This window comes from Promicromonospora alba, assembly GCF_042654905.1.
In the GTDB taxonomy this organism is placed as follows: Bacteria; Actinomycetota; Actinomycetes; order Actinomycetales; family Cellulomonadaceae; genus Promicromonospora; species Promicromonospora alba.
The window spans coordinates 330,298-349,325 of sequence record NZ_JBHSFI010000002.1; the positions used below are offsets into that span (position 1 = coordinate 330,298).

The 19,028-nt window shown below is 69.2% G+C and carries 15 protein-coding genes; 3 read left to right on the forward strand and 12 right to left on the reverse strand.

Annotated features, from left to right (window positions below; all coding sequences use genetic code 11):
- Window positions 1-127: 127 nt before the first annotated feature.
- The 4 genes from ACFO6V_RS04635 to ACFO6V_RS04650 all read right to left on the reverse strand — a co-directional run bounded on the left by ACFO6V_RS04635 (window position 128) and on the right by ACFO6V_RS04650 (window position 6,106).
- A complete protein-coding gene (locus ACFO6V_RS04635) occupies window positions 128-1,240 on the reverse strand; it encodes an RICIN domain-containing protein (RefSeq protein WP_377132725.1) in 1,113 nt (370 codons plus the stop codon).
- An 86-nt stretch (window positions 1,241-1,326) separates the two neighbouring features.
- A complete protein-coding gene (locus tag ACFO6V_RS04640; protein WP_377132727.1) occupies window positions 1,327-2,871 on the reverse strand; it encodes a non-reducing end alpha-L-arabinofuranosidase family hydrolase in 1,545 nt (514 codons plus the stop codon).
- 95 nt (window positions 2,872-2,966) lie between these two features.
- The gene (locus ACFO6V_RS04645) at window positions 2,967-4,487 is read right to left on the reverse strand and encodes a non-reducing end alpha-L-arabinofuranosidase family hydrolase (RefSeq protein WP_377132729.1); all 1,521 of its coding nucleotides are present in this window, start codon (window positions 4,485-4,487) and stop codon (window positions 2,967-2,969) included.
- A gap of 266 nt (window positions 4,488-4,753) precedes the next feature.
- On the reverse strand, window positions 4,754-6,106 hold the full coding sequence (locus ACFO6V_RS04650; protein WP_377132731.1) for an MFS transporter: 1,353 nt from the start codon (window positions 6,104-6,106) through the stop codon (window positions 4,754-4,756).
- Between the two features lie 96 nt (window positions 6,107-6,202).
- Here ACFO6V_RS04650 and ACFO6V_RS04655 point away from each other — a divergent pair, with 96 nt between their 5' ends.
- On the forward strand, window positions 6,203-7,108 hold the full coding sequence (locus ACFO6V_RS04655; RefSeq protein WP_377132733.1) for a LysR family transcriptional regulator: 906 nt from the start codon (window positions 6,203-6,205) through the stop codon (window positions 7,106-7,108).
- Window positions 7,109-7,209: 101 nt separating this feature from the next.
- Here ACFO6V_RS04655 and ACFO6V_RS04660 read toward each other — a convergent pair whose 3' ends face one another.
- Both ACFO6V_RS04660 and ACFO6V_RS04665 read right to left on the reverse strand, forming a co-directional pair.
- Window positions 7,210-7,539, reverse strand: coding sequence for an L-rhamnose mutarotase (locus ACFO6V_RS04660; RefSeq protein WP_357508547.1), 330 nt, complete (start codon window positions 7,537-7,539; stop codon window positions 7,210-7,212).
- A gap of 137 nt (window positions 7,540-7,676) precedes the next feature.
- The gene (locus ACFO6V_RS04665; RefSeq protein WP_377132736.1) at window positions 7,677-8,405 is read right to left on the reverse strand and encodes a FadR/GntR family transcriptional regulator; all 729 of its coding nucleotides are present in this window, start codon (window positions 8,403-8,405) and stop codon (window positions 7,677-7,679) included.
- A 243-nt stretch (window positions 8,406-8,648) separates the two neighbouring features.
- On the opposite strand from ACFO6V_RS04665, the gene ACFO6V_RS04670 reads away from it, so the two are divergent.
- Entirely contained in the window at window positions 8,649-11,291 is a 2,643-nt protein-coding gene (locus tag ACFO6V_RS04670; protein ID WP_377132738.1) for a right-handed parallel beta-helix repeat-containing protein, read from the forward strand.
- Window positions 11,292-11,382: 91 nt separating this feature from the next.
- On the opposite strand, the gene ACFO6V_RS04675 is transcribed toward ACFO6V_RS04670, so the two are convergent.
- From ACFO6V_RS04675 to ACFO6V_RS04690, 4 genes are read right to left on the reverse strand one after another with little or no spacing between them, the layout of a single operon-like run.
- Window positions 11,383-13,041, reverse strand: a complete 1,659-nt coding sequence (locus ACFO6V_RS04675) for a GH39 family glycosyl hydrolase (RefSeq protein ID WP_377132740.1) — start codon at window positions 13,039-13,041, stop codon at window positions 11,383-11,385.
- Window positions 13,042-13,086: 45 nt separating this feature from the next.
- The gene (locus ACFO6V_RS04680; protein ID WP_377132742.1) at window positions 13,087-13,998 is read right to left on the reverse strand and encodes a carbohydrate ABC transporter permease; all 912 of its coding nucleotides are present in this window, start codon (window positions 13,996-13,998) and stop codon (window positions 13,087-13,089) included.
- Between the two features lie 16 nt (window positions 13,999-14,014).
- Window positions 14,015-14,890, reverse strand: coding sequence for a carbohydrate ABC transporter permease (locus tag ACFO6V_RS04685; protein ID WP_377132744.1), 876 nt, complete (start codon window positions 14,888-14,890; stop codon window positions 14,015-14,017).
- A complete protein-coding gene (locus ACFO6V_RS04690) occupies window positions 14,883-16,208 on the reverse strand; it encodes an ABC transporter substrate-binding protein (RefSeq protein ID WP_377132746.1) in 1,326 nt (441 codons plus the stop codon). The genes ACFO6V_RS04685 and ACFO6V_RS04690 overlap by 8 nt, the downstream gene beginning before the upstream one ends.
- A gap of 181 nt (window positions 16,209-16,389) precedes the next feature.
- Here ACFO6V_RS04690 and ACFO6V_RS04695 point away from each other — a divergent pair, with 181 nt between their 5' ends.
- A complete protein-coding gene (locus tag ACFO6V_RS04695) occupies window positions 16,390-17,457 on the forward strand; it encodes a LacI family DNA-binding transcriptional regulator (RefSeq protein WP_377132748.1) in 1,068 nt (355 codons plus the stop codon).
- Between the two features lie 19 nt (window positions 17,458-17,476).
- Here ACFO6V_RS04695 and ACFO6V_RS04700 read toward each other — a convergent pair whose 3' ends face one another.
- Both ACFO6V_RS04700 and infA read right to left on the reverse strand, forming a co-directional pair.
- Entirely contained in the window at window positions 17,477-18,424 is a 948-nt protein-coding gene (locus ACFO6V_RS04700; protein WP_377132750.1) for an expansin EXLX1 family cellulose-binding protein, read from the reverse strand.
- 189 nt (window positions 18,425-18,613) lie between these two features.
- A complete protein-coding gene (gene infA, locus ACFO6V_RS04705; protein ID WP_377132969.1) occupies window positions 18,614-18,826 on the reverse strand; it encodes a translation initiation factor IF-1 in 213 nt (70 codons plus the stop codon).
- Window positions 18,827-19,028 lie beyond the last annotated feature (202 nt).

Sequence of the window (19,028 nt, forward strand, 5' to 3'; positions counted from 1 at the left end):
CGACTTCGGTCGGTTGCCTTGAGATCGGTCAATCATATGGACCGATCTCAAGGCAACCGACCGAAGTCATTTCAAACTGCGCGCAACTGACCGATCTCGCGGCGTTGATTCCGCTCGGCCGTGACAGCTACCTTCTCGTCCACTGCTGGTTGGCCTGACCGCTGCCGCAGGTCCAGAGCTGGACCTTCGTGCCGTTGCCGGTGCCGAAGCCCGCGGCGTCCAGGCACAGGCCGGACCCCACGCCGGTGATGGTGCCGTTGGCGTTGACGTTCCACTGCTGGTTGGCCTGTCCGTTGCAGTCCCAGATGACCACCCGGGTGCCGTTGCTGGTCCCGTGCCCGTAGGCGTCCAGGCACTTGTTGCCGTACACCTTGAGCTCCTTGCCGGCGGTGTAGGTCCACCGCTGGTTGGAGCCGCTCCCGCAGTCCCACAGCTGCGCGTCGGCTCCGTTGGCGGTACTGGCCCCGGTGACGTCGACACAGCGGCCGGACTGGGCCCCCACGATCTGCGTGCTGCTCGCGCTGCCACTCGGGGTACCGATGCTGCCCGGTACCGACCGCAGTGCGTCGTACCAGACCGCGGCCATCTTGTCGTAGCCGCCGGGCGTCGGGTGGACCCCGTCGTCCAGGTCGGAGGCGGTCAGGGCGCTGTACATGTCGACCAGGTGCACGTTCTTGCCGGCGTTCACCTTGCTCTGCACGATGCCGGGGATCGCAGCGTTGAAGGTGTTGACCGCCGCGTTCCCCTCGCTCCACCCGATCGGGATGATCTTGGCGACGAAGACCTTGGCGTTCGGTGCCGTCGTGGTGATGCGGTCGATCAGCGCGGACAGCCGGTTCGGGGCGGTGGAGACGTTGTAGTTCTGCAGGATGTCGTTGGTGCCGATGTGCAGCAGCACGGTCTGCGGCTGGTAGGAGTTCAGCCAGCCGACGACGTTCGCGTCGATCTGGTCGATACGCCACCCGGGGTGGCCTTCGTGATCGTGGTCGCCGAGGCTCGCCGGCCCGTTGAACTGCGACCCGACGAAGTCCACCGTGTACCCGCCGTTGGCCAGGCGCTGCCACAGGCCGATCCGGGACCCGCCCGGCGTCGCAGTACCCTCGGTGATCGAGTCACCCAGCGGCATCACCCGCACCCCGCCGTTGGACTCCGCGCTGGCGGGTCCGGTTCCTGTCGTCACCGTGGCCAGGACGACGCCCAGCGCCACTGCTGCTCCGAGCCACCTTGCTCTTGATCGCATCATCTACTCCTCACGCGGTAGGTCCGTGCGGTCCCGCCCGTCAGGGCGGGACTGCACGGGTTGATCGAGCCGAACGTCTTTGTCGCTCAGTCGCGCCGCAGGGTCAGCAGACCCGGCCGGTAGGGCAGCGTGCCGTACTCCCCGCCGTCGGTGGCGGGGGCGCGGCCCTGGTAGAGGAACTGCAGGTTGCAGGGGTCGATGGTCTTGGTCTGGTCAGAGTTGGTGCGCACCAGGTCGCCGTGGCTGATGTCCCGGGTCCAGGACGTCGCGCCGCTGTTGGCGCTCCCGGCGAACGGGCTGTTCACGGTCTCAGCCCCGGCCTGCGGTGTCCACGTGCCGCCGAGGCTGGTGGCCGTGAACGAGCGGAAGTAGCGACCGAACCCGGTGTAGTTCTGGGCCTCGACGATCATGAGGTACTGGTTCTGCCCCTGGACCTTGTAGACCTCGACCGCCTCGAACAGGTTGAGCGGCGTGTCGCGCATGACCTCCGTGTACGACGTACCGAAGCTGCCCGGGAAGTTCCCGATGGGCATGCCGGCCCGGTAGACACTGCCTTCGTCGTCGACGAAGAACATGTACATGTTCGTGTCGTCGCCGATGAGGGTCACGTCGAGGCCGCCTCGGGATCTTCCGTCGTCCGTGGGGGGAAGGTTCGCGGTGAACAGCTCCTGCTGCGCGGACCAGCCGTCGGGGTTGGTGGGGTCGCTCGAGGTGCGGTAGGAGAAGGTGCCTTGCCCGCCCCCGTTGTACGCGAGCACCCAGATGTTCTTCGGGGCGAAGTAGAACAGCGTCGGCGCGATGCCCATGAAGGGAATCGTGTTCTGGGTGGCAGTGGCCATGTCGGACCAGTTCGTGAAGGGGCTGAAGGTCGTCAGTCCCCAGTTGCCGTCAGGATAGGGGCGCGAGCCGTGCGTCGTGGCGTAGACGACCTTCTTGCCGTTGTGCTCGACGGCGGTGAAGTCCTTGAGCGATGCCCACCCCGCCTTCGGCTGGGCCAGGGGGCCGGTCGAGTTCCAGCGGTACGTCGACGGAAGCGTGCACTGACTGCCCCCGCCGTCGACCCGGACGAGCTGCCACTGCTGGTTGCTGCCACCCCAGTCGCCGTACTGCACGACGCCGGCACCGTCATTGGTCGCCGCGTTCTGGACCTCGACCGCCTTGTCGCTGTTCCGGTTGATCAGCCGGACGTACCCGTCGGTGGAGTCGGCCAGCCGGAACTGCTGGTTGGTGCCGCCGTGGTCCGCCCACTGGTGAATGGCCGCGCCATCCGCCGTCGACCAGCTCGACACGTCCAGCACCTTGCCCGAGTGCCGCGCCTTGATCCGGTAGTAGCCACCGCCGGCGTCCACGAACTGGAACTGCTGGTTGGTGGCGTTGGTGCGGGTCCACTGGTGCAGCGGGGCACCATCGGCGGTCGACACACCGCTGACGTCCAGGGCCTTGCCGCTGGTGCGGTTCACCAGCACGTACCAGGCGGCGGGGTCGACCGTCGCGGCGGCCGCCGTCTCGGTGACCGCGAAGATGCCACCTCCGGTCAGCACTGCCGCCACGGTCGCGGCGAGGAACCGCTTCAACCACCGACGCGGGCCCGACAGCGGCGCGATAATTCGAGTACTGGAAAGAGCAGACATGGTCCTCCTTGACCAAAGAGCCGAGCCGTTCACCTGAGAGGCGATCCGGGCGGGCTCGGCAGTGCGCCGAGCCCGCCCGGATCGCTGTGTGTCGCTCAGTCGCGCTGCAGGGTCAGCACACCCGGCCGGTAGGGCAGGATGCCGTAGTCCATACCGTCAGAGCTGGGGTCACGCCCCTGGTAGAGGAACTGCAGGTTGCACGGGTCGATGGTCTTGGTCTGGTCGGGGTTGGTGCGCACCAGGTCGCCGTGGCTGATGTCCCGGGTCCAGGCCGTCGCGCCGCTGTTGGCGCTCCCGGCGAACGGGCTGCTCTGGGTCTCGGCCTGAGGCTGCGGTGTCCATTCGCCGTCGAGGCTGGTGGCCGTGAACGAGCGGAAGAAGCGACCGTTCGACCCCATGGCCTCGACGATCATCAGGTACTGGTTCTGCCCCTGGACCTTGTAGACCTCGACCGCCTCGAACAGGTTGTCCCTCGTGTCGGTCATGATCCGGGTGTAGTTCGAGCCGAAGCTGCTCGGGAAGTCACCGAGGGGCATGCTCGACCGGTAGATGTTGCCTTCGTCGTCGGCGAAGAACATGTACATGTTCTTGTCGTCGGCGATGAGCGTCTGGTCGATGGGGGCCCCGACGGGAAGGGTCGCCGTGAAGAGCTCATGGTGCTCGCCCCAGCCGTTGGGGTTGGTCGGGTCGCTCGACGTGCGGTAGGAGAAGCTGTACGGCCAGCCCCACTGGTAGGCGAGCACCCAGGTGTTCTTCGGGGCGAAGTAGAGAAGCGTCGGGGCGATGGCACCGAAGGGCACCGTGCGCTGGGTGGCACCGGCCATGTCGGACCAGTTCGTGAAGGGGCTGAACACCGTCGCGCCCCACTTGCCTTCTGCGCCCGGTACCGCGTCGTGCGTGGTCCCGTAGACGAGGTACTGGCCGTTGTGGCGGACCGCGGTGAAGTCCTTGAGCGCGACCTGCCCGTTCTGCGGCTGTGCCAGGGGGCCCGTCGAGGTCCAGCGGTAGGTCGAGGGAAGCGTGCACTGGCCGCTCCCACCGTCGACGCGGACGAGCTGCCACTGCTGGTTGCTGCCACCCCAGTCGCTGTACTGCACGACGGCGGCGCCGTCGTTCGTCGCCGCACCCTGGACCTCGACCGCCTTGTTGCTGTTGCGGTTGATCAACCGCACGTACCCGTCGGTGGAGTCGGCCAGCCGGAACTGCTGGTTGATGCCGTTGTGGTCGGTCCACTGGTGGATGGCGGCGCCGTCGGCCGTCGACCAGCTGGACACGTCGAGCACCTTGCCCGAGTGCCGCGCCTTGATCCGGTAGTAACCGTCACCCGCGTCCACGAACTGGAACTGCTGGTTGTTGGCGTTGGTGCGGGTCCACTGGTGGAGCAGGGCCCCGTCGGCCGTGGATACGCCGCTGACGTCCAGGGCCTTGCCGCTGGTGCGGTTCAGCAGGACGTACCAGGCGGTCGGGTCGACAGTGGCTGCAGCAGCCGGGCCGGTGACGGCGACGACGCCGGCGCCGGCCAGCACTGCCGCCACACCAGCGGCGACGACCCGCACCAACCAGCGACGCAGCCGCGACGGCGGCGCGATCGATCGAGAACTGGAAACAGCAGACATGATCCTCCTTGACCAAGACCAGACGGTTCACCGGAGGCGAACCGCGACGCATGCCCGGGGCACATGCGGTGGGATGTTAGCGCTCACAACTGAGATGACACGGCCGTGTGTAATCCAAGCACCGACGAAGAGGCTCGCCCGTAAAGCCCAGTTTCGTCCGCTTGGACCAAATGTGAGCGATAACACGTCATACGTCAAGTGTCAGATCTCTTTCGCGCTGCGAGCCTGGAGGCCCGCCCGTCCACAACAACTTCGCCAGTGCCCCGTCACGTGGCCCGGATCCGGGCCACGGAGTACGCCAGCACCGCCGCGCAGACCGCCGCCGCGAGTGCGACGGCCGTCGCGGTCGCTCCCGCGCCGCCGTCCACCCCCGCGATCGAGCCCATGACGGCCACGCCCACCGTGGCGGCGATCATCCGGGTCGCGTTGAAAAAGCCCCCCGCGGCACCGGCCGCGCCGGCCGGGGCGGCCCCGGTCACGAGCGCGATGAGGGCGGGGATCGCGAACGTGACGCCGACGCCGAGGCAGGCCGACGTGACGAGCGTGAGCGCCAGCGGGGCACCGGTCGCGGTCGCCGCGGCCAGGCCCGTCGCGCCGGTCGCGAGCAGCGCCAGGCCGATGAGGATCGGGCGGCGCGGCCCGGTCCTGGCGACGATCTTGCCCGTGAGGATCGGCAGGAAGCCGAACGCTGCGGTCATCGGGACGAACGCGAGCCCGGTCCGGAGGGCGTCCAGGTCGAGGGTGCGCTGGAAGTACAGCGGGAGGACGAACAGGGTGCCCGAGAGCGCGAAGTTGACGGCGCCGCCCGCGAGCAGGGCGGGGCCGACGTTGCCGGCGCGGAGCACGGCGGGGTTGAGGACCGGAGACTTCGAGCGCCGTTCCAGGCGGACGAAGAGGGCGGTGGCGAGTACGGCGGCGACGGCTGAGACGGCGGCGTGGCCGGTCGCTCCGGCTCCGAGCGCGATGAGTGCGTCGATGCCCAGGCCCAGTGCGGCGCAGGCGGACAGCTGCGAGGCCCAGTCGATCGGGCGGTCGGTGCGGGAGCCGCGCAGGGCCGGGGAAGCCGTGAGCGCCAGGGTCGCGGCGGCGAGGGGGACGTTGATCCAGAAGATTCCCTGCCAGCCCGCCACGGCGACGACGGCGCCGCCGACGAGCGGTCCGGCGGCCATCGCACCGCCGCTGATCGCCGCCCAGGCCCCGATGGCTCGGGCGCGGCGGCGCGGGTCGGTGTAGAGCTGGGTGATCAGGGACATGGAGGCGGGCATGCAGGCGGCGGCCGCGAGGCCCATGAGCGCCCGGACCCCGGTGAGAGCGGCCAGGTTCGGGGCGAGCGCCCCTGCCAGGGAGAGCAGGCCGAACGCGACCACACCCGCGCGGAAGACCCGGTGGGCGCCGAACCGGTCGACGGCGGCCCCGGCGGTGAGCAGGAACGCCCCGAGCACCACCGTGTAGGCCGCCACCGTCCATTGCAGGCTCGAGGTGCCGGCGCCGAGCGAGTCGGTGAGGTCGGCTTCGGCCGCGGCCATGATGGTGCTGTCCAGGATGGTGAGGCCGTAGCCGATCGAGATGCCGAGCAGGATGAGCGGGCGGGTCTTCGGGGGCGCGAGCGTGGCGGTCATGGGCGCAACTTTTGCCCGCACCGGGCACGCCGCTCCACCGGCCGCCCCGAAGGCCGCGTTCGGAAGATCCGAACGCCGATGGTGGTTGCTGCGCGTATGGAACTACGCCAGCTGCGCGTCTTCGCGGCAGTCGCCGAGCACCGCACCGTGACCGCCGCCGCGATCGCCCTGGACCTGGCCCCGTCCTCGGTGTCCGAGCAGATCCGGGTCCTGGAGGCCTCGCTCGGCACCGCCCTGTTCGACCGGAGCCCCAGGGGGATGCGGCCGACCGCGGCCGGGGAGCGGCTGCGCCCCTGGGCCGCGACCCTCCTCGAGGGCGCCGAGCGGGCCCGGCGCGACGTGGCCGACACGCAGCCCGAGCTCCGGCTGGGAGCCTTGGAGACCATCGTCGCCACCCACGTCCCCGCGATCCTCGGCAGGCTCGCCGGACGCCGGCCAGGCCTGCGCGTCGAGGTGCGGCCCGAGACCGCGCGGGACCGGCTGCTCGCCCTCGTCGCGGACGGGGACCTCGAGGCGGCCCTGCTGCTCGACACCGGCGGCAGCCTCGGCGACCTCGGCTTCGCCGCACCCGATGCACCGCTGCAGTTCTTGGACGTCGACACCGTCCCGCTCGCCCTGATCGCCGCCCCCGGCCACCGGCTCGCCGGGGCCGCGCAGGTGGTCCGGGCCGACCTGCGCGGCGAGAAGGTCCTCACCAACTCGCCGGCCTGCACGTTCTGGCTCCTCGGGCAGCAGCTCCTCGGCTCCGACGTGGAGCGGGTGCGGGTCGGCGGCGTCCACGTCATCAAGGCCTGGGTCGAACAGGGCATGGGCATCTCGCTGGTGCCCGAGTTCGCCGTCGCCGAGGAGCTCGCCTCCGGCAGGCTCACCCGGCTCGCCTTCGCCACCGGCGACCTCAGCCTCCGGCTGGTCTGGCACCCCGACCGCGAGGCCGTCCCGGACCTGAGGGAGCTCCTGTACGCGGCCAGCGCGGCGACCGGTCCGTCCGCGGCGCAGGTGTAGCGAGGCCGCGCGCCCGGCGACGGGTGCCCGACCTACCAGGCGGTCACTCGTCGGCTGAAGCCGTCGTCAGGACCGACCAGCACATTCGCCGACACAGACCGTCACGGCAGGTGCCACACCTCCTGCATGTCCCGCCACCGCTCGCCCGGCGCCGCGTCCTGGCCGAACGCCGTCTGGCACGGGTCGGTGTGCCTCCACCACTCCTGGGTCACCGGGTCCTGCGCGATCCGGGCCATGTCGGCCTCGTGGTCGGTGCCGGTGTACTCGTAGTAGGCGAACAGCGTGTTCTCCAGCACGAAGATCGTGTAGTTGTGCACGTTGCACGCCTGGAGGGTCGCCTCGACCTGCGACCAGACGTCGGCATGCAGGCGCAGGTACTCCTCCCGCAGCTCCGGGACGATGTTCACGACCAGCCCATGTCTCTCGACCATGTTCGTACGCACTCCTTGGTCCCGCCGACGGTCATGCCCGCCGCAGGAATCGTTGCGAGAAGAGGAAGATCAGCAGCGGTGAGCAGGCTCCGATGCCCGTGATCTTCATGAGTGTGAACTCATCATACGAATTATGTCTAGACCTTGGGGCGACGACGGGCCCAGCTCCGTGAGATGTGCGCGCGCATCAGCTCCGCGGACGCCTCCGTGTCACCGCTCAGGACGGCCTCGAAGATGTGGCGGTGCTCCTCGTGCGTCAGCTCGTTGTGCCCCTTGGGCGGCGCGCCGGTGTACTGCGACACGAGGCGCGCCTTGCCCTGGATGCTGGAGATGATCGCCCGCGCGAACTCGTTGCCGGAGATCCGGTGCACCAGGGAGTGGAAGGCGATGTCCTCCTCGGCATACTTCTCGGGGTCGTCGAGCGCGGCGTTCAGCGCGTCGAACTGGCGGGACAGCGCCGCACGGGCGTCGTCGTCGATCTGCCGGGCCGCCGACGACGCCATCAGGCCCTCCAGCACCGTCCGGATCCCGATGAGCTGGTCCATGAACAGCAGGCTGTCGTCCCGCTGGAAGATCGCCTCCAGGACCATGGTGTCGAGCAGGGACCAGGACTCCCGGTCGAGCACTACCGTGCCCCAGCCCTGACGCGCGGCGACCAGCCCCTTCTCCGCGAGCGCCGTGAGCGCCTCGCGGATCACGGTGCGGCTCACCGTGAAGGTCTCGCACAGCACCGCGGCGGACGGCAGCGCGGTTCCCGGCGCGTACTTCTCGGTGACGACGTCCTGCACCAGCGTCCGGATCACTGCCTCGGCGAGTGCCGGCCGGTTTCGGGTCACCTGCGTACGGGTCGGTGCCTGCTGAACCACGTGTCTCTCCTCCTCCGACGCGCGATCTCGGGGGGCCGCACGATCGCTCATCGTATCGCCCGGACCTCTCCCCGGGGCGTCTCACCCCGGACCGATCGTCCATTGCGAATACATCACATGTGTTACTACTCTCGCGGCGGGTAAGGAAGCCCGGTCGCCTCAGCAGAAAGCGATGGAACGATGACACTGAAGTCACGCACACCGGTTCCGGGACTACGGGATCGATCGACGAGAGCGGGAGCCATGGCTGCCCTGAGTGCCGTAGCGGTGATCGTCTCGGCGCTGGTTCCCGTCTCCGCGGCGCAGGCCGCACCACAGGTCGCACAGCAGGGCAGAGACCGCACGTACTTCGCCGCGGCCGACGGCTCGGACGTCGGCCGGTGCGACGTACGGCATGCCTGCTCGCTCGAGCACGCGCAGGAGCTGGTCCGGCACGAGGCCCGCAAGGGCAGGGACGTCACCGTCGTGCTCGAGGACGGGACCTACCGGGTCACCGAGCCGCTCGTGTTCGGCGCGCAGGACGGCGGCCGCGACGGCCACACCGTGCGGTGGACGGCGGCGCCCGGCGCCCGGCCGGTGATCTCCGGCGCCGCCCCGATCTCCGGGTGGTCGGTCCACGACGAGGAGGCAGGCGTCTACGTCGCGGACACGCCGGTCGGCGTCGACAGCCGCCAGCTCTACGTGAACGGGATCATCGCGCAGCGCGCCTCCTTGCCGCTGGCCAACTCCTCCGTTACGCCCACCCCGACCGGCCTGACCATCAACAACCAGCAGCTCGGCTACCTGAGCGACCTGCCGGACCAGGGGCGGATCGAGTTCCAGTCGCTCGGGGACTTCACCAACCGCTACTCCCCCGTCGAGTCCATCGACGGCTCGACGATCACCATGGCGCAGCCCGCGTGGGACAACAACACCTGGGGCTGGGACACCGTGCAGAACTCGTTCCTGGCCGGGCCCACGTGGTCGCTGGAGAACTCCCTCGCGTTCCTCGACACCGTCGGCGAGTGGTACCTCGACCCGTCCGCGGGGAAGCTCTACTACAAGCCCGGCGACGGCGTCGACCCCGACGACCTGGACGTCGAGCTCCCGCAGGTGGAGTCGCTGGTGAGCATCGGCGGCACGTACGACGAGCCGGTGACGGGCCTCGCGTTCGACGGCATCGAGTTCACCGGTACCTCGTGGCTGGGCCCGTCCAGCCACGGCTACGCGACCCAGCAGAACGGCGCCTTCATCAAGGACGCGTACGACTACCGCCCGGACGATGCCTTCACGAGCTGCTCCCGCGGCTGCGAGATGTTCGAACGAGCCCGCTTCGACGCCTGGTACCAGGAGCCGGCGGCGGTGCAGGTCTCCGCGGCCCACGGCATCTCCCTGACGAACAACCGCTTCACGAACCTCGGGCAGACCGCGCTCGGCATCGGCAACGACGCCAACGCGATGCTCTCGGGCGTCGGCCTGGGCGCCAGCGGCATCGACGTGATGGGGAACGTCTTCAACGAGGTCGGCGGCCACGGGATCGCCGTCGGCGGGGTGCGGGAGGACGCGCACCACCCGAGCGACCCGCGGATGATCAACAAGGACATCCGCATCGAGAACAACACGGTCAACCGGGTAGCCGTCGAGTACAAGGACAACTCGGGCATCCTCAGCACGTACGCGACGAACGTCCAGATCGTGCACAACGAGGTCGCCAACGTCGCCTACGACGGCATCGACACGGGTTACGGCTGGGGCATCAACGACGCGGGCGGCTCCGCGGAATACGTCCGCCGCGGCTACTACAACTGGCACCCCCGGTACACGACGCCGACGACGCTCAAGGACAACCTCGTCGCGGGCAACCTCATCCACCACACCAAGGCGCGGTTCGCGGACGGCGGGTCGCTGTACAACCTCTCGGCCAGCCCGGGCACCGTGGTGGAGCGCAACTACCTGTTCAACGTCTCCGGCGTCGGCCTCTACCTCGACGAGGGGACGCGCTACACGACCTACCGGCAGAACGTGCTCCAGGGCACCAACCCGTGGATCTTCACCAACGCCTACAGCGACGGCAACAACACGAGCGACAACATGATCCGCGAGAACTGGTTCAACTCCGGCGGAGCCCAGATCCCGAACGCCGAGGAGCGGAACAACCAGCTCATCGACAACGTCTCGGTCGCGGGCACGAGCTGGCCGCAGGGGGCGCTGGACGTGATGTGCGAGGCCGGCGTCGCGCCGCAGTACCGCACGACGCTGAACGCCAACCTGTTCGGGCTCGCCCAGTGCCCGGCGGACGCACCGGTCGGTGACGGGTACGAGACCACTGCCGCCTCCGCGAGCGACAGCTACTTCGGGCAGCAGGGCGCCGCCTTCGGCGTCGCGGCCGCGGGCGCTGACGTGTGGGGCGGGGGCGGCCAGCGGGACGACGCGTTCGGAGCGCTCTACCGGACGGGGTCCTTCAGTGCCCGGTCGAGCGTGTCCGTGCGCGTGGACACGATCAACGACACCAACGCCTGGGCCAAGAGCGGGGTCATGGTCCGCAACGACATGACCGCCCCCGGGGCGTCCTCCGGGTACGCGATAGCGGCAGTGACGCCGCGCAACGGCGTCGTCTTCCAGTGGGACGCGAACGGCGACGGCTACCTGGACGGCGCGAGCCAGGTACGGGTCGACACGCACCGCGCGGTGTGGGTCAGGCTGGACCGCGTCGGCGATCAGGTGTCGGCGTCCTACTCCTACGACGGCGTCAACTACCGGCAGGTCGGGTCGCCGGTGACGCTCCCGGGCGCGGCCGAGGTCCAGGACGGCGGCGTCTTCTCGACGTCGCACGACGCCGCCCGGGCCGCGATCAACGTGTTCAGCGACCTCGCCCCAGCTGCGCCGGGCAGCGCCACCCAGCCGTAGCATCCTGCCGAAGTAGAGCGCCTGTCCGGACAGGCGCTCTACTTCGCCGACCACCGATCGGCGAAGTAGAGCGTGCGTCCGGACAGGCGCTCTACTTCGGCAGCAGGGGGTTAGGGGCCTGAGTGATTGAGAGAACCGCCCAGGGCGGGAGGTCGACGTCGATGTCCAGAACACCGGCCTCCGAGACCGTCAGCGTCGACGTGCGCAGCGCGTCGGCAGTGGTGCGCAGCTCGGCCGTCTGGGCCGGGGTGAGGTTGAGCGGCTCCCCCATCCGGTGCCAGGCCTCCGCGACGTTGCCGTGCTCCCAGTCGACCGACTCGACCCGGAAGACCGTGCCGGGGGCGAGGCCCTCGACCGTATGGCGGATGCTGCGGTCCGGCCCGATGTGGGCGAGCTTGCGCGTGGCCTCGTAGGTCGTCTCGGAGCCGACCGCCCTGGTACCCATGTCGTCGGGGTAGTTGAGGAAGACCGCGGACAACGCCCCCGTCGCCGAGTCCCGGGTGATCACCCCGTGCGGGGTGGACGTCAGCACCGTGTCGCCGAGCCGGGACAGCATGGAGAAGGCGTGGAACGTCGGCTTGTGCAGCCCTTGCTCGTTGACCAGGCCGAACCCGCCGTGGAACGGGCCGATGCCGGCTCCGCCCTCCTCGAACACGTCGGTGAAGGTCCAGTACGCGATCGAGTCGGCCAGGGCTGCGCACCGCAGGTAGGCCCGGGTGATGTAGGTCGCGGCGAACACCGTGTCGTGGATGGTGTCGCGGCTCGACGGCGAGCTCGACCACTCGGTGATGTGCAGCTCGGCCTCCGGGAACGGGCTGCCGGCGATGATCTTGCGGAGCGCGACCAGGTCGTCATAGGTCGCGTCCACGTGGCGCCGGATGTGGCGCGCCTGCCCGGAGGCCCCGAACGCAACATCCGTCGGGTACAGGTGGGTGGACAGGAAGTCCAGCGGGACGTCGCGGCGTGCGCACCAGTCGATGAACTCCTCGATCCACACGGGACGCCAGTCGAGCGCGTCGACGTCGTCCGCCTCCGCTGCCGCGTGCTCGACGGAGCGGTCCTCCCACTCCCCCTTGTAGCGGTCGTCGGGGACGAACACGCTCGTGGACGGCCCGCCCACCTTGAGCTCCCCGTCGACCGCCTTGATCGCCAGGGCCGTGGCCTCGTACAGCTCGAAGTACTGCGTCCGGGTGCCGGTCCAGAAGTAGGGCACCAGGTTGGGTTCGTTCCACACCTCGAACCGCCACTGGCGCACCTCGTCCAGGCCGTACCGCTCGACCCAGTGCGTCACCGTGGACGTGACCAGGTCGACCCAGCGCGCCATGTCCTTGGGCGGGCTGCAGTGGGCCTTCCACCAGAACAGCGTCTCGGTCTCCGTGGCCAGCTCGCGCGGCATGAAGCCGAGCTCCACGAACGGGCGCGCGCCGGTCTCCAGGATGAAGTCGAAGACCTTGTCGACGTAGGAGAAGGTCAGCACCGGCTCGTCGAGGGGGGTCTGCGGGCCGAAACCCCCGCCGTCGCTGGCGCGGTACACGAACATGTCGTCGTGGAACAGCCCGTGGAAGCGCACGAACCGCGCCCCGAGCTCCGTGACGGCCTCGCGGAAGTGGCCCTGCCAGTCCGCGCGGAGCGCCTCGTTCGCGCGGCCGGCGCCGACGCACTCGTTCCACACGTGCCGGAGCGGCGCCTCGGTCGGCGCCACGCCGTCGATCGTCAGTGCCGTCGATCCTGTCAGTTCCGGCAGGGTCATCTCGGTCTCCACCACGCTCTCTCTGTTCTCTCTCATGGATTCGGGTCAGCCCTTGACGGCGCCGAGGCTGAGCCCGGACTGCCAGAAGCGCTGCAGGCAGATGAAGGCCACGATCAGCGGGATGATCGTGAGCAGCGACGACGTCAGGACGAGGTTCTGCAGCAGCTCCCCGTTGCCGGCGGTGGAGGCGAGCTTGTTCCACTGGTTGATGCCCACGGTCAGCGGGTACCAGTCGGGGTCCTTGAGCATGATCAGCGGCAGGAAGTAGTTGTTCCAGATCGACACGAACGAGAAGAGCAGCACCGTCACGGTCGCCGGGACGAGCATCGGCAGGGCGATCTGCCAGAACGTCCGGAACTCGCCCGCGCCGTCGATCTTCGCCGCCTCCAGCAGGCCGGTGGGTACGGCCTCGGCCGCGAAGACCCACATGAGGTACAGCCCGAACGGGTTGAGGAACGACGGGATCAGCACCGCCCACGGGGTGTTCGTCAGGCCGAGCTGCGCGAAGAGCAGGAACTGCGGGATGGCCAGCGCGATGCCCGGGACCGAGATGGCACCGAGCACCACGAACAGGAAGACCCGCTTGCCCGTGAACTCCAGCTTCGCGAGCGCGTAGCCGCCGAGCGCGGCGAGGAACGTCGAGACCACCGCCCCGGCGACCACGTACAGGAGGGTGTTGAGCAGCCAGCGCCCGAAGATGCCGCCGTCGTAGGTGAAGACCTCGGCGATGTTGTCGAACAGCGCGAACCGCGTCCCGAACGAGAAGCCGAAGCTGGTGACGAAGTCCTCCTGGGACTTGGTGGAGTTGATCGCCAGCCAGACCAGCGGCACCAGGCAGTAGAGGGTGAACAGCCCCGTCAGGAAGGTGAGCGTGCCGCTCTTGCGGGGGTTGGTGAGGGTGTACAGGTGCCGGCGCGCCGTGCGGCCGGGACGCCGGACATCAGCGGTTGTCGTCATGAGGGGTCTCCGGCGGCTACTGGTCGAGGGCATTTCGCATGCCTCGGATCTGGACCACGTACGCGATGGCGATGGTGAACGCGGCCATCACGAGCGCGAGGGCGGCGGCATAGCCCTGCTGCGAGCCCGTGAACGCGAGGTTGAACGCGTAGAGGTTGGGCGTGTAGTAGGTAGTGATGCCGCTGTTGGCGACCATCGACGGGAGGATCTGGGGCTCGTTGAAGATCTGGAACGTCCCGATGATCGAGAAGATGATCGTGATCACGAGCGAACCGCGCAGCGCGGGCAGCTTGATGGCCCGGATCACCCGGAACTCCCCCGCGCCGTCGATCGCCGCCGCCTCGTACAGCTCGTGCGGCACCGCCTTGAGCACGCTGTCGAAGATCAGCATGTTGTACCCGGTGAAGGCCCAGGTGACCATGATCCCGATGGCGATGAGCGTCGTGCTCGGGCGGAACGGGTCGAGGTCGGTGCCGAGCCAGCCGTTGATGCTGCCGAACAGCCCGTAGCGGACGCCGAGCATGAAGCCCCACATGAGCGTCGAGACGATCGCCGGCACCGCGTACGGCAGGAAGATCGCCACCCGCATGAACCGCATGCCGCGCAGCCGCATCGAGTCCATCGCCAGTGCCAGCAGCAGGGCGAGCACCAGCATGATCGGCACCTGGATCAGCGTGAACCAGACGACGCGGGTGACGCCGTCCCAGAACTGCGGGTCCACGAACAGCTTGCTGTAGTTGTCCAGGCCGACGAAGGACCTGCCGCCCACCATCTGGTCCTGGAAGAGGCTGAGATATGCGGCATAGGTGATCGGCACGATGAACACCAGGGCGAACAGGATGCCGAACGGAGCGACGAACGCCCAGCCGATCTGCCGCCTGCGCTTAGTCAACGGTGAACCCCTGCTCGTTGCCGTACTCGATGGATCGCTCCTGCCAGGTCTGCAGGACCTCCGCGAGCGAGCCCTCGCCCGAGGTGTAGAACGGCGTGGCGATGTCGGCGTAGGTGCTGCGGGCCCACTCGAAGAACGGCGGGTACTGCCAGCCGACGGCGGCGATGTTCGAGGCCTCAGCGAGGACCTCGCCCGTCTTCTGGTCGCCGAAGTAGGGGTTCCTCACGTCCTGGAACTCCGGGCTGTCGAGCACCGACGTGTTCGGCACGAACGCACCGGCGTCGACCCGGGGCTGCAGGCCCTCGCCGTGCGTGAAGTACTCGAGGAACGTGAAGGCCGCCTCCTTGTTGGCCGCGGCCTCCGGGATACCGAAGGCCGAGCCGCCGTTCTCGGCGCCGACCTTCTCGCCCTCCTCCCACTGGGGCATGAGGGAGACGCGGAAGTCGCCCTTGGCGTCCGGAGCCCGCTCGGGCAGGGTCGAGGTCAGCCAGCCGCCCATGTTCTGCGAGGCGAGCGTGCCGTCGTTGAGCGCGCGGTTCCAGTCGTCGGACCAGGCGCTGATCTTGGTGTTGACCAGGTCCTCGTCGAGCATCCTCTGCCAGAAGGCGACCGCCTTCTGGGTGCCATCGTCGGAGAAGTCGATGTGCACCGTGGTGCCGTCGACCTCGAACGGGCGCCCGCCGGCCTGCCAGATCAGGGAGAGCAGGAAGAAGAGGTCGTTCGTGTCCTGCGTGATGTAGTAGTCGTCGCCCAGCGCGCGGATCTTCTTGGCGGCCTCGTAGTACTCGTCCCAGGTCGCGGGCGCCTCCTTGATCCCCGCCTTGGCGAACGTCGCCTCGTTCCAGAACATGACGGCGGGGCCGTAGTCCGAGGGCAGGGCGTAGACGCCGTCGTCGATGGTGACGTTGTTCCACGCCGAGGGCACGTAGTCGGCCTCCAGCTCGGTCGCGCCCAGCGGGCCCAGGTCGGCGAGCTTGCCGGGGATCGCGAAGTACGGGACCGCGAAGTACTCGAACATCACCAGGTCGGGCACTCCCGAGCCGGCCTGGATCGCGTTGTCGAGCGCCTGGTACTCGTCGGAGGACGAGCCGGCGTTCACGACCTCGACCTCGATGCCGGGGTTGGCCTTCTCGAACCCCGGTACCGCGAGCTCGACCGTGCCGTCCCAGCTCCACACGGTCAGCTTCACCGGGTCGTCAGCGGTGCCACCACCGCCGCCGGCGCTGCTCGGCGCACCTCCCGCACCCGAGCACGCGGCGAGCGCACCGGCCGTCGCGAGCGCGACGCCGGCCGTCCATGCCTTGGTGAAGAGCCTCATCACCCTGTCCCTCCTCGTTGAGAGCGTCGCGAAAGACTTTCGCAACTTTATCGATCAAGCAGGGACTCTATCGACGACTTCCACCACCCGTCAACGGTCGAGAAGCCGGGGCTTGAAAGCGAGATTGACGCCGTGCGCGACGACCGGTAGGGTTCGAAATAGTTTCGAGGAAGGAAACATCATGGTCGGCAGGCCTTCCACCGGGCGCCCGACGCTCGCCGATGTCGCACGAGAGGCGGGTGTCTCCCCCGGCACCGCCTCCAAGGCGCTCAACGGTCGCCTCGACATCGCCGAGGACACCCGCCAGCGGGTGCTGGAGGCGGTCGCGATGCTCGGCTACCGGCCCACCACCGCGCAGTGGGAACCGACGCGCACCCGCACCATCGCGGCGGTGACCGACGTCGTGACGTCGCCGTACATCTCGAACGTGCTCCAGGGCCTCCTCGCGGCAGCCACGGGCGCCAGGACCGACGTCCTGGTGCGGCTGGCGCCCGACCGCGCGGTGCGTGCCACCAAGGCCGCCGCGCGGGCGTGGGTGGCCGAGCAGAAGGAGTCCGGCGTCGTGGGCATCGTCGGCATCACGCTGGCGGAGCCCAACGCCGTGCTCCAGGCCGCGAAGGAGGTGTACATGCCGTTCGTGATGATCGACCCGGTCAGCCTGGACGACCCTCGGACCATCAGCGTCGGGTCGGCCAACTGGGCCGGCGCGCGCACCGCCACGGAGCATCTCCTGGAGCTGGGCCACCGGCGCATCGCCTGGATCGGCGGACCCACCGCCTCGGCCGCCGCCCGCGAGCGCTTCCATGGTTACCGGGCGGCGCTGGACTCCGCGGGGATCAGCCTGGACCAGACCCTGGTACGCAGCGACCCGTTCTCGATCGAGACCGGACTCGTGCACGGCCGCGAGCTGCTCTCGCTGCCCGAGCCGCCGACAGCGGTCGTCACCGGTGACGACGAGATCGCCGTCGGCGTACTCGCCGCGGCGCGCGAGCTACAGGTCTCCGTGCCCGAGCAGCTCAGCGTCGTCGGCTTCGACGACACGCCACAGGCCAGCTGGACGACGCCGCAGCTCACCTCGGTGCACCAGCCCCTGGCGGGGATGGGTCAGATGGCCGTCGAGACGGTGCTCGCCATGGCGGACGGCGTCCAGCCCGCGTCACGCCACATCCAGCTCGCCACCAGCCTCACCGTCCGGGACTCGACCGCGCCACCGCCAGGGGCGACCGAGGAGCGGGCGACCAAGGACTAGTGCACGTTCCGACGCCGGGTCAGTGCTGGGCGAACTGGACCCCGGTCGGCTGCACGACGTCCGCGCGCACCGGAAGTGCGCTGACGGTCAGCCGTTCGCCGTAGATGTCCGTGAGCCTGATGTCGCCGCCGCACCCGCTGCCGTTCTCGGAGAGGAAGTAGTTGTACCCGGTACGGGGCAGCGCCCGCCAGCCGTCCCCGCCGTCGACCTCCAGCTTCGCTACCGGGTTCCGGTGGTCGATCGCCTGGATGCCGCACCACCACTGGCTCGACCCGTCCTTGTACCGGATCGAGATCGTGTCGGCCGTGCCGGGGCTCAGCAGGCTCCAGGTGACCGGGATCCGGCCGAGCATCGGGTCGTCGAGCTCGGCGAACGCCTCCTGGCTGAGGTCGAGCTGCCCGGGTGCGCAGGGCAGGGGGCACACGTTGGTGACGCGCACCGTGACGGAGTTGCCGTTCGCCGCGGTGACGAGCACGGTGGCGCCGCAGGCCCTGGAGGTCTCGTAGTCGGTCTCGTTCATCGCCACGATCATCATGTCGTCGCTCGGGCCGAAGCTGCAGGCGCCGTTGCCGTCCTCGGCCTCGTAGACGGTGGCGTCGCCCTCGTACGTGGTCCCGGGGCTGATCCGTCCCGCGGACGCGGCGGTGGTCGACGACGACGGCGGGGCGGCGCTGGGCGAAGCCTGCTGCGTCCGGGCGAAAGCACGGGACTTCGGAGCCGGGGAGGCCGTCGGGGTCGGGCTGCCTGTGGGGGTCGGGGTGCCCGACGCGGTAGCGGTCGGCGCGCTCGCCTGCGCGCCGCCGGCGGCTGCAACAGCCGCGGTCCGCGTAGCGTCGGCCGCGCCGCCGGAGAGCGACCCGATGACCGGGTAGGCGAGAACGGCCACGACTGCCACCGCGAGCGCTGCGCCCCACACGGCCCGGTACCTGAGCGCGGTGTTCCGCGCCGAGTGCCTCGCTGTCTTCATGGTTGTCCGTTCGAAGGATCGAGGCAGTGATACGCGGTTCGGTGACCACAAGCCGCGCAAAGGTTACCAACGCCGCAACGCTTCCGAAAGGCCCAATGTGAGCGCTAACAGGACACGGCGGCGCCCGGCGATTCCTCGCCCAAGGACGGGACCGGGCAGTCGGCCGGGCCTCCGTCCTTGGTCATCTCGCTAGGTCCGGTAGCGGAAGAGGATCCGGCCGCGGTCGAGGTCGTAGGGGCTCAGTTCGAGCAGGACGCGGTCGAGCGGCATGATCCTGAAGTGGTTACGGCGGATCTTCCCGCTGATATGAGCGAGCACCAGGTGCCCGCCGACGACTTCCACGCGGAAGGTCGCGTTGCGAAGGCAGCCCGGGTTCGAACGCCCGGCCTCGTCGACGCTCAGGCGCCGATCGTGGCGGTGTCGATGACGAAGCGCCCCGGTCGGCGAGATGTTCGGACCGCGGTACGCCGTGCTGATCGGCACCGTGGCGACCTTGCTGGTGGCCTGACGACGCTCCGCGTCGACCTGGCGCGCACGGGTACCCAGTGATTAGGCCCGAACTCGCGCTGAGTGCGGGCCCAATCCCTGGATAGAAGCGTGCATT

Excerpts from the sequence above, each read along its gene's own strand:
- ACFO6V_RS04635 (WP_377132725.1), bottom strand. The coding sequence starts at position 1,240 with ATGCGATCAAGAGCAAGGTGGCTCGGAGCAGCAGTGGCGCTGGGCGTC.
- ACFO6V_RS04640 (WP_377132727.1), bottom strand. The coding sequence starts at position 2,871 with ATGTCTGCTCTTTCCAGTACTCGAATTATCGCGCCGCTGTCGGGCCCG.
- ACFO6V_RS04645 (WP_377132729.1), bottom strand. The coding sequence starts at position 4,487 with ATGTCTGCTGTTTCCAGTTCTCGATCGATCGCGCCGCCGTCGCGGCTG.
- ACFO6V_RS04650 (WP_377132731.1), bottom strand. The coding sequence starts at position 6,106 with ATGACCGCCACGCTCGCGCCCCCGAAGACCCGCCCGCTCATCCTGCTC.
- ACFO6V_RS04655 (WP_377132733.1), top strand. The coding sequence starts at position 6,203 with ATGGAACTACGCCAGCTGCGCGTCTTCGCGGCAGTCGCCGAGCACCGC.
- ACFO6V_RS04660 (WP_357508547.1), bottom strand. The coding sequence starts at position 7,539 with ATGGTCGAGAGACATGGGCTGGTCGTGAACATCGTCCCGGAGCTGCGG.
- ACFO6V_RS04670 (WP_377132738.1), top strand. The coding sequence starts at position 8,649 with ATGGCTGCCCTGAGTGCCGTAGCGGTGATCGTCTCGGCGCTGGTTCCC.
- ACFO6V_RS04675 (WP_377132740.1), bottom strand. The coding sequence starts at position 13,041 with ATGACCCTGCCGGAACTGACAGGATCGACGGCACTGACGATCGACGGC.
- ACFO6V_RS04680 (WP_377132742.1), bottom strand. The coding sequence starts at position 13,998 with ATGACGACAACCGCTGATGTCCGGCGTCCCGGCCGCACGGCGCGCCGG.
- ACFO6V_RS04690 (WP_377132746.1), bottom strand. The coding sequence starts at position 16,208 with ATGAGGCTCTTCACCAAGGCATGGACGGCCGGCGTCGCGCTCGCGACG.
- ACFO6V_RS04695 (WP_377132748.1), top strand. The coding sequence starts at position 16,390 with ATGGTCGGCAGGCCTTCCACCGGGCGCCCGACGCTCGCCGATGTCGCA.
- ACFO6V_RS04700 (WP_377132750.1), bottom strand. The coding sequence starts at position 18,424 with ATGAAGACAGCGAGGCACTCGGCGCGGAACACCGCGCTCAGGTACCGG.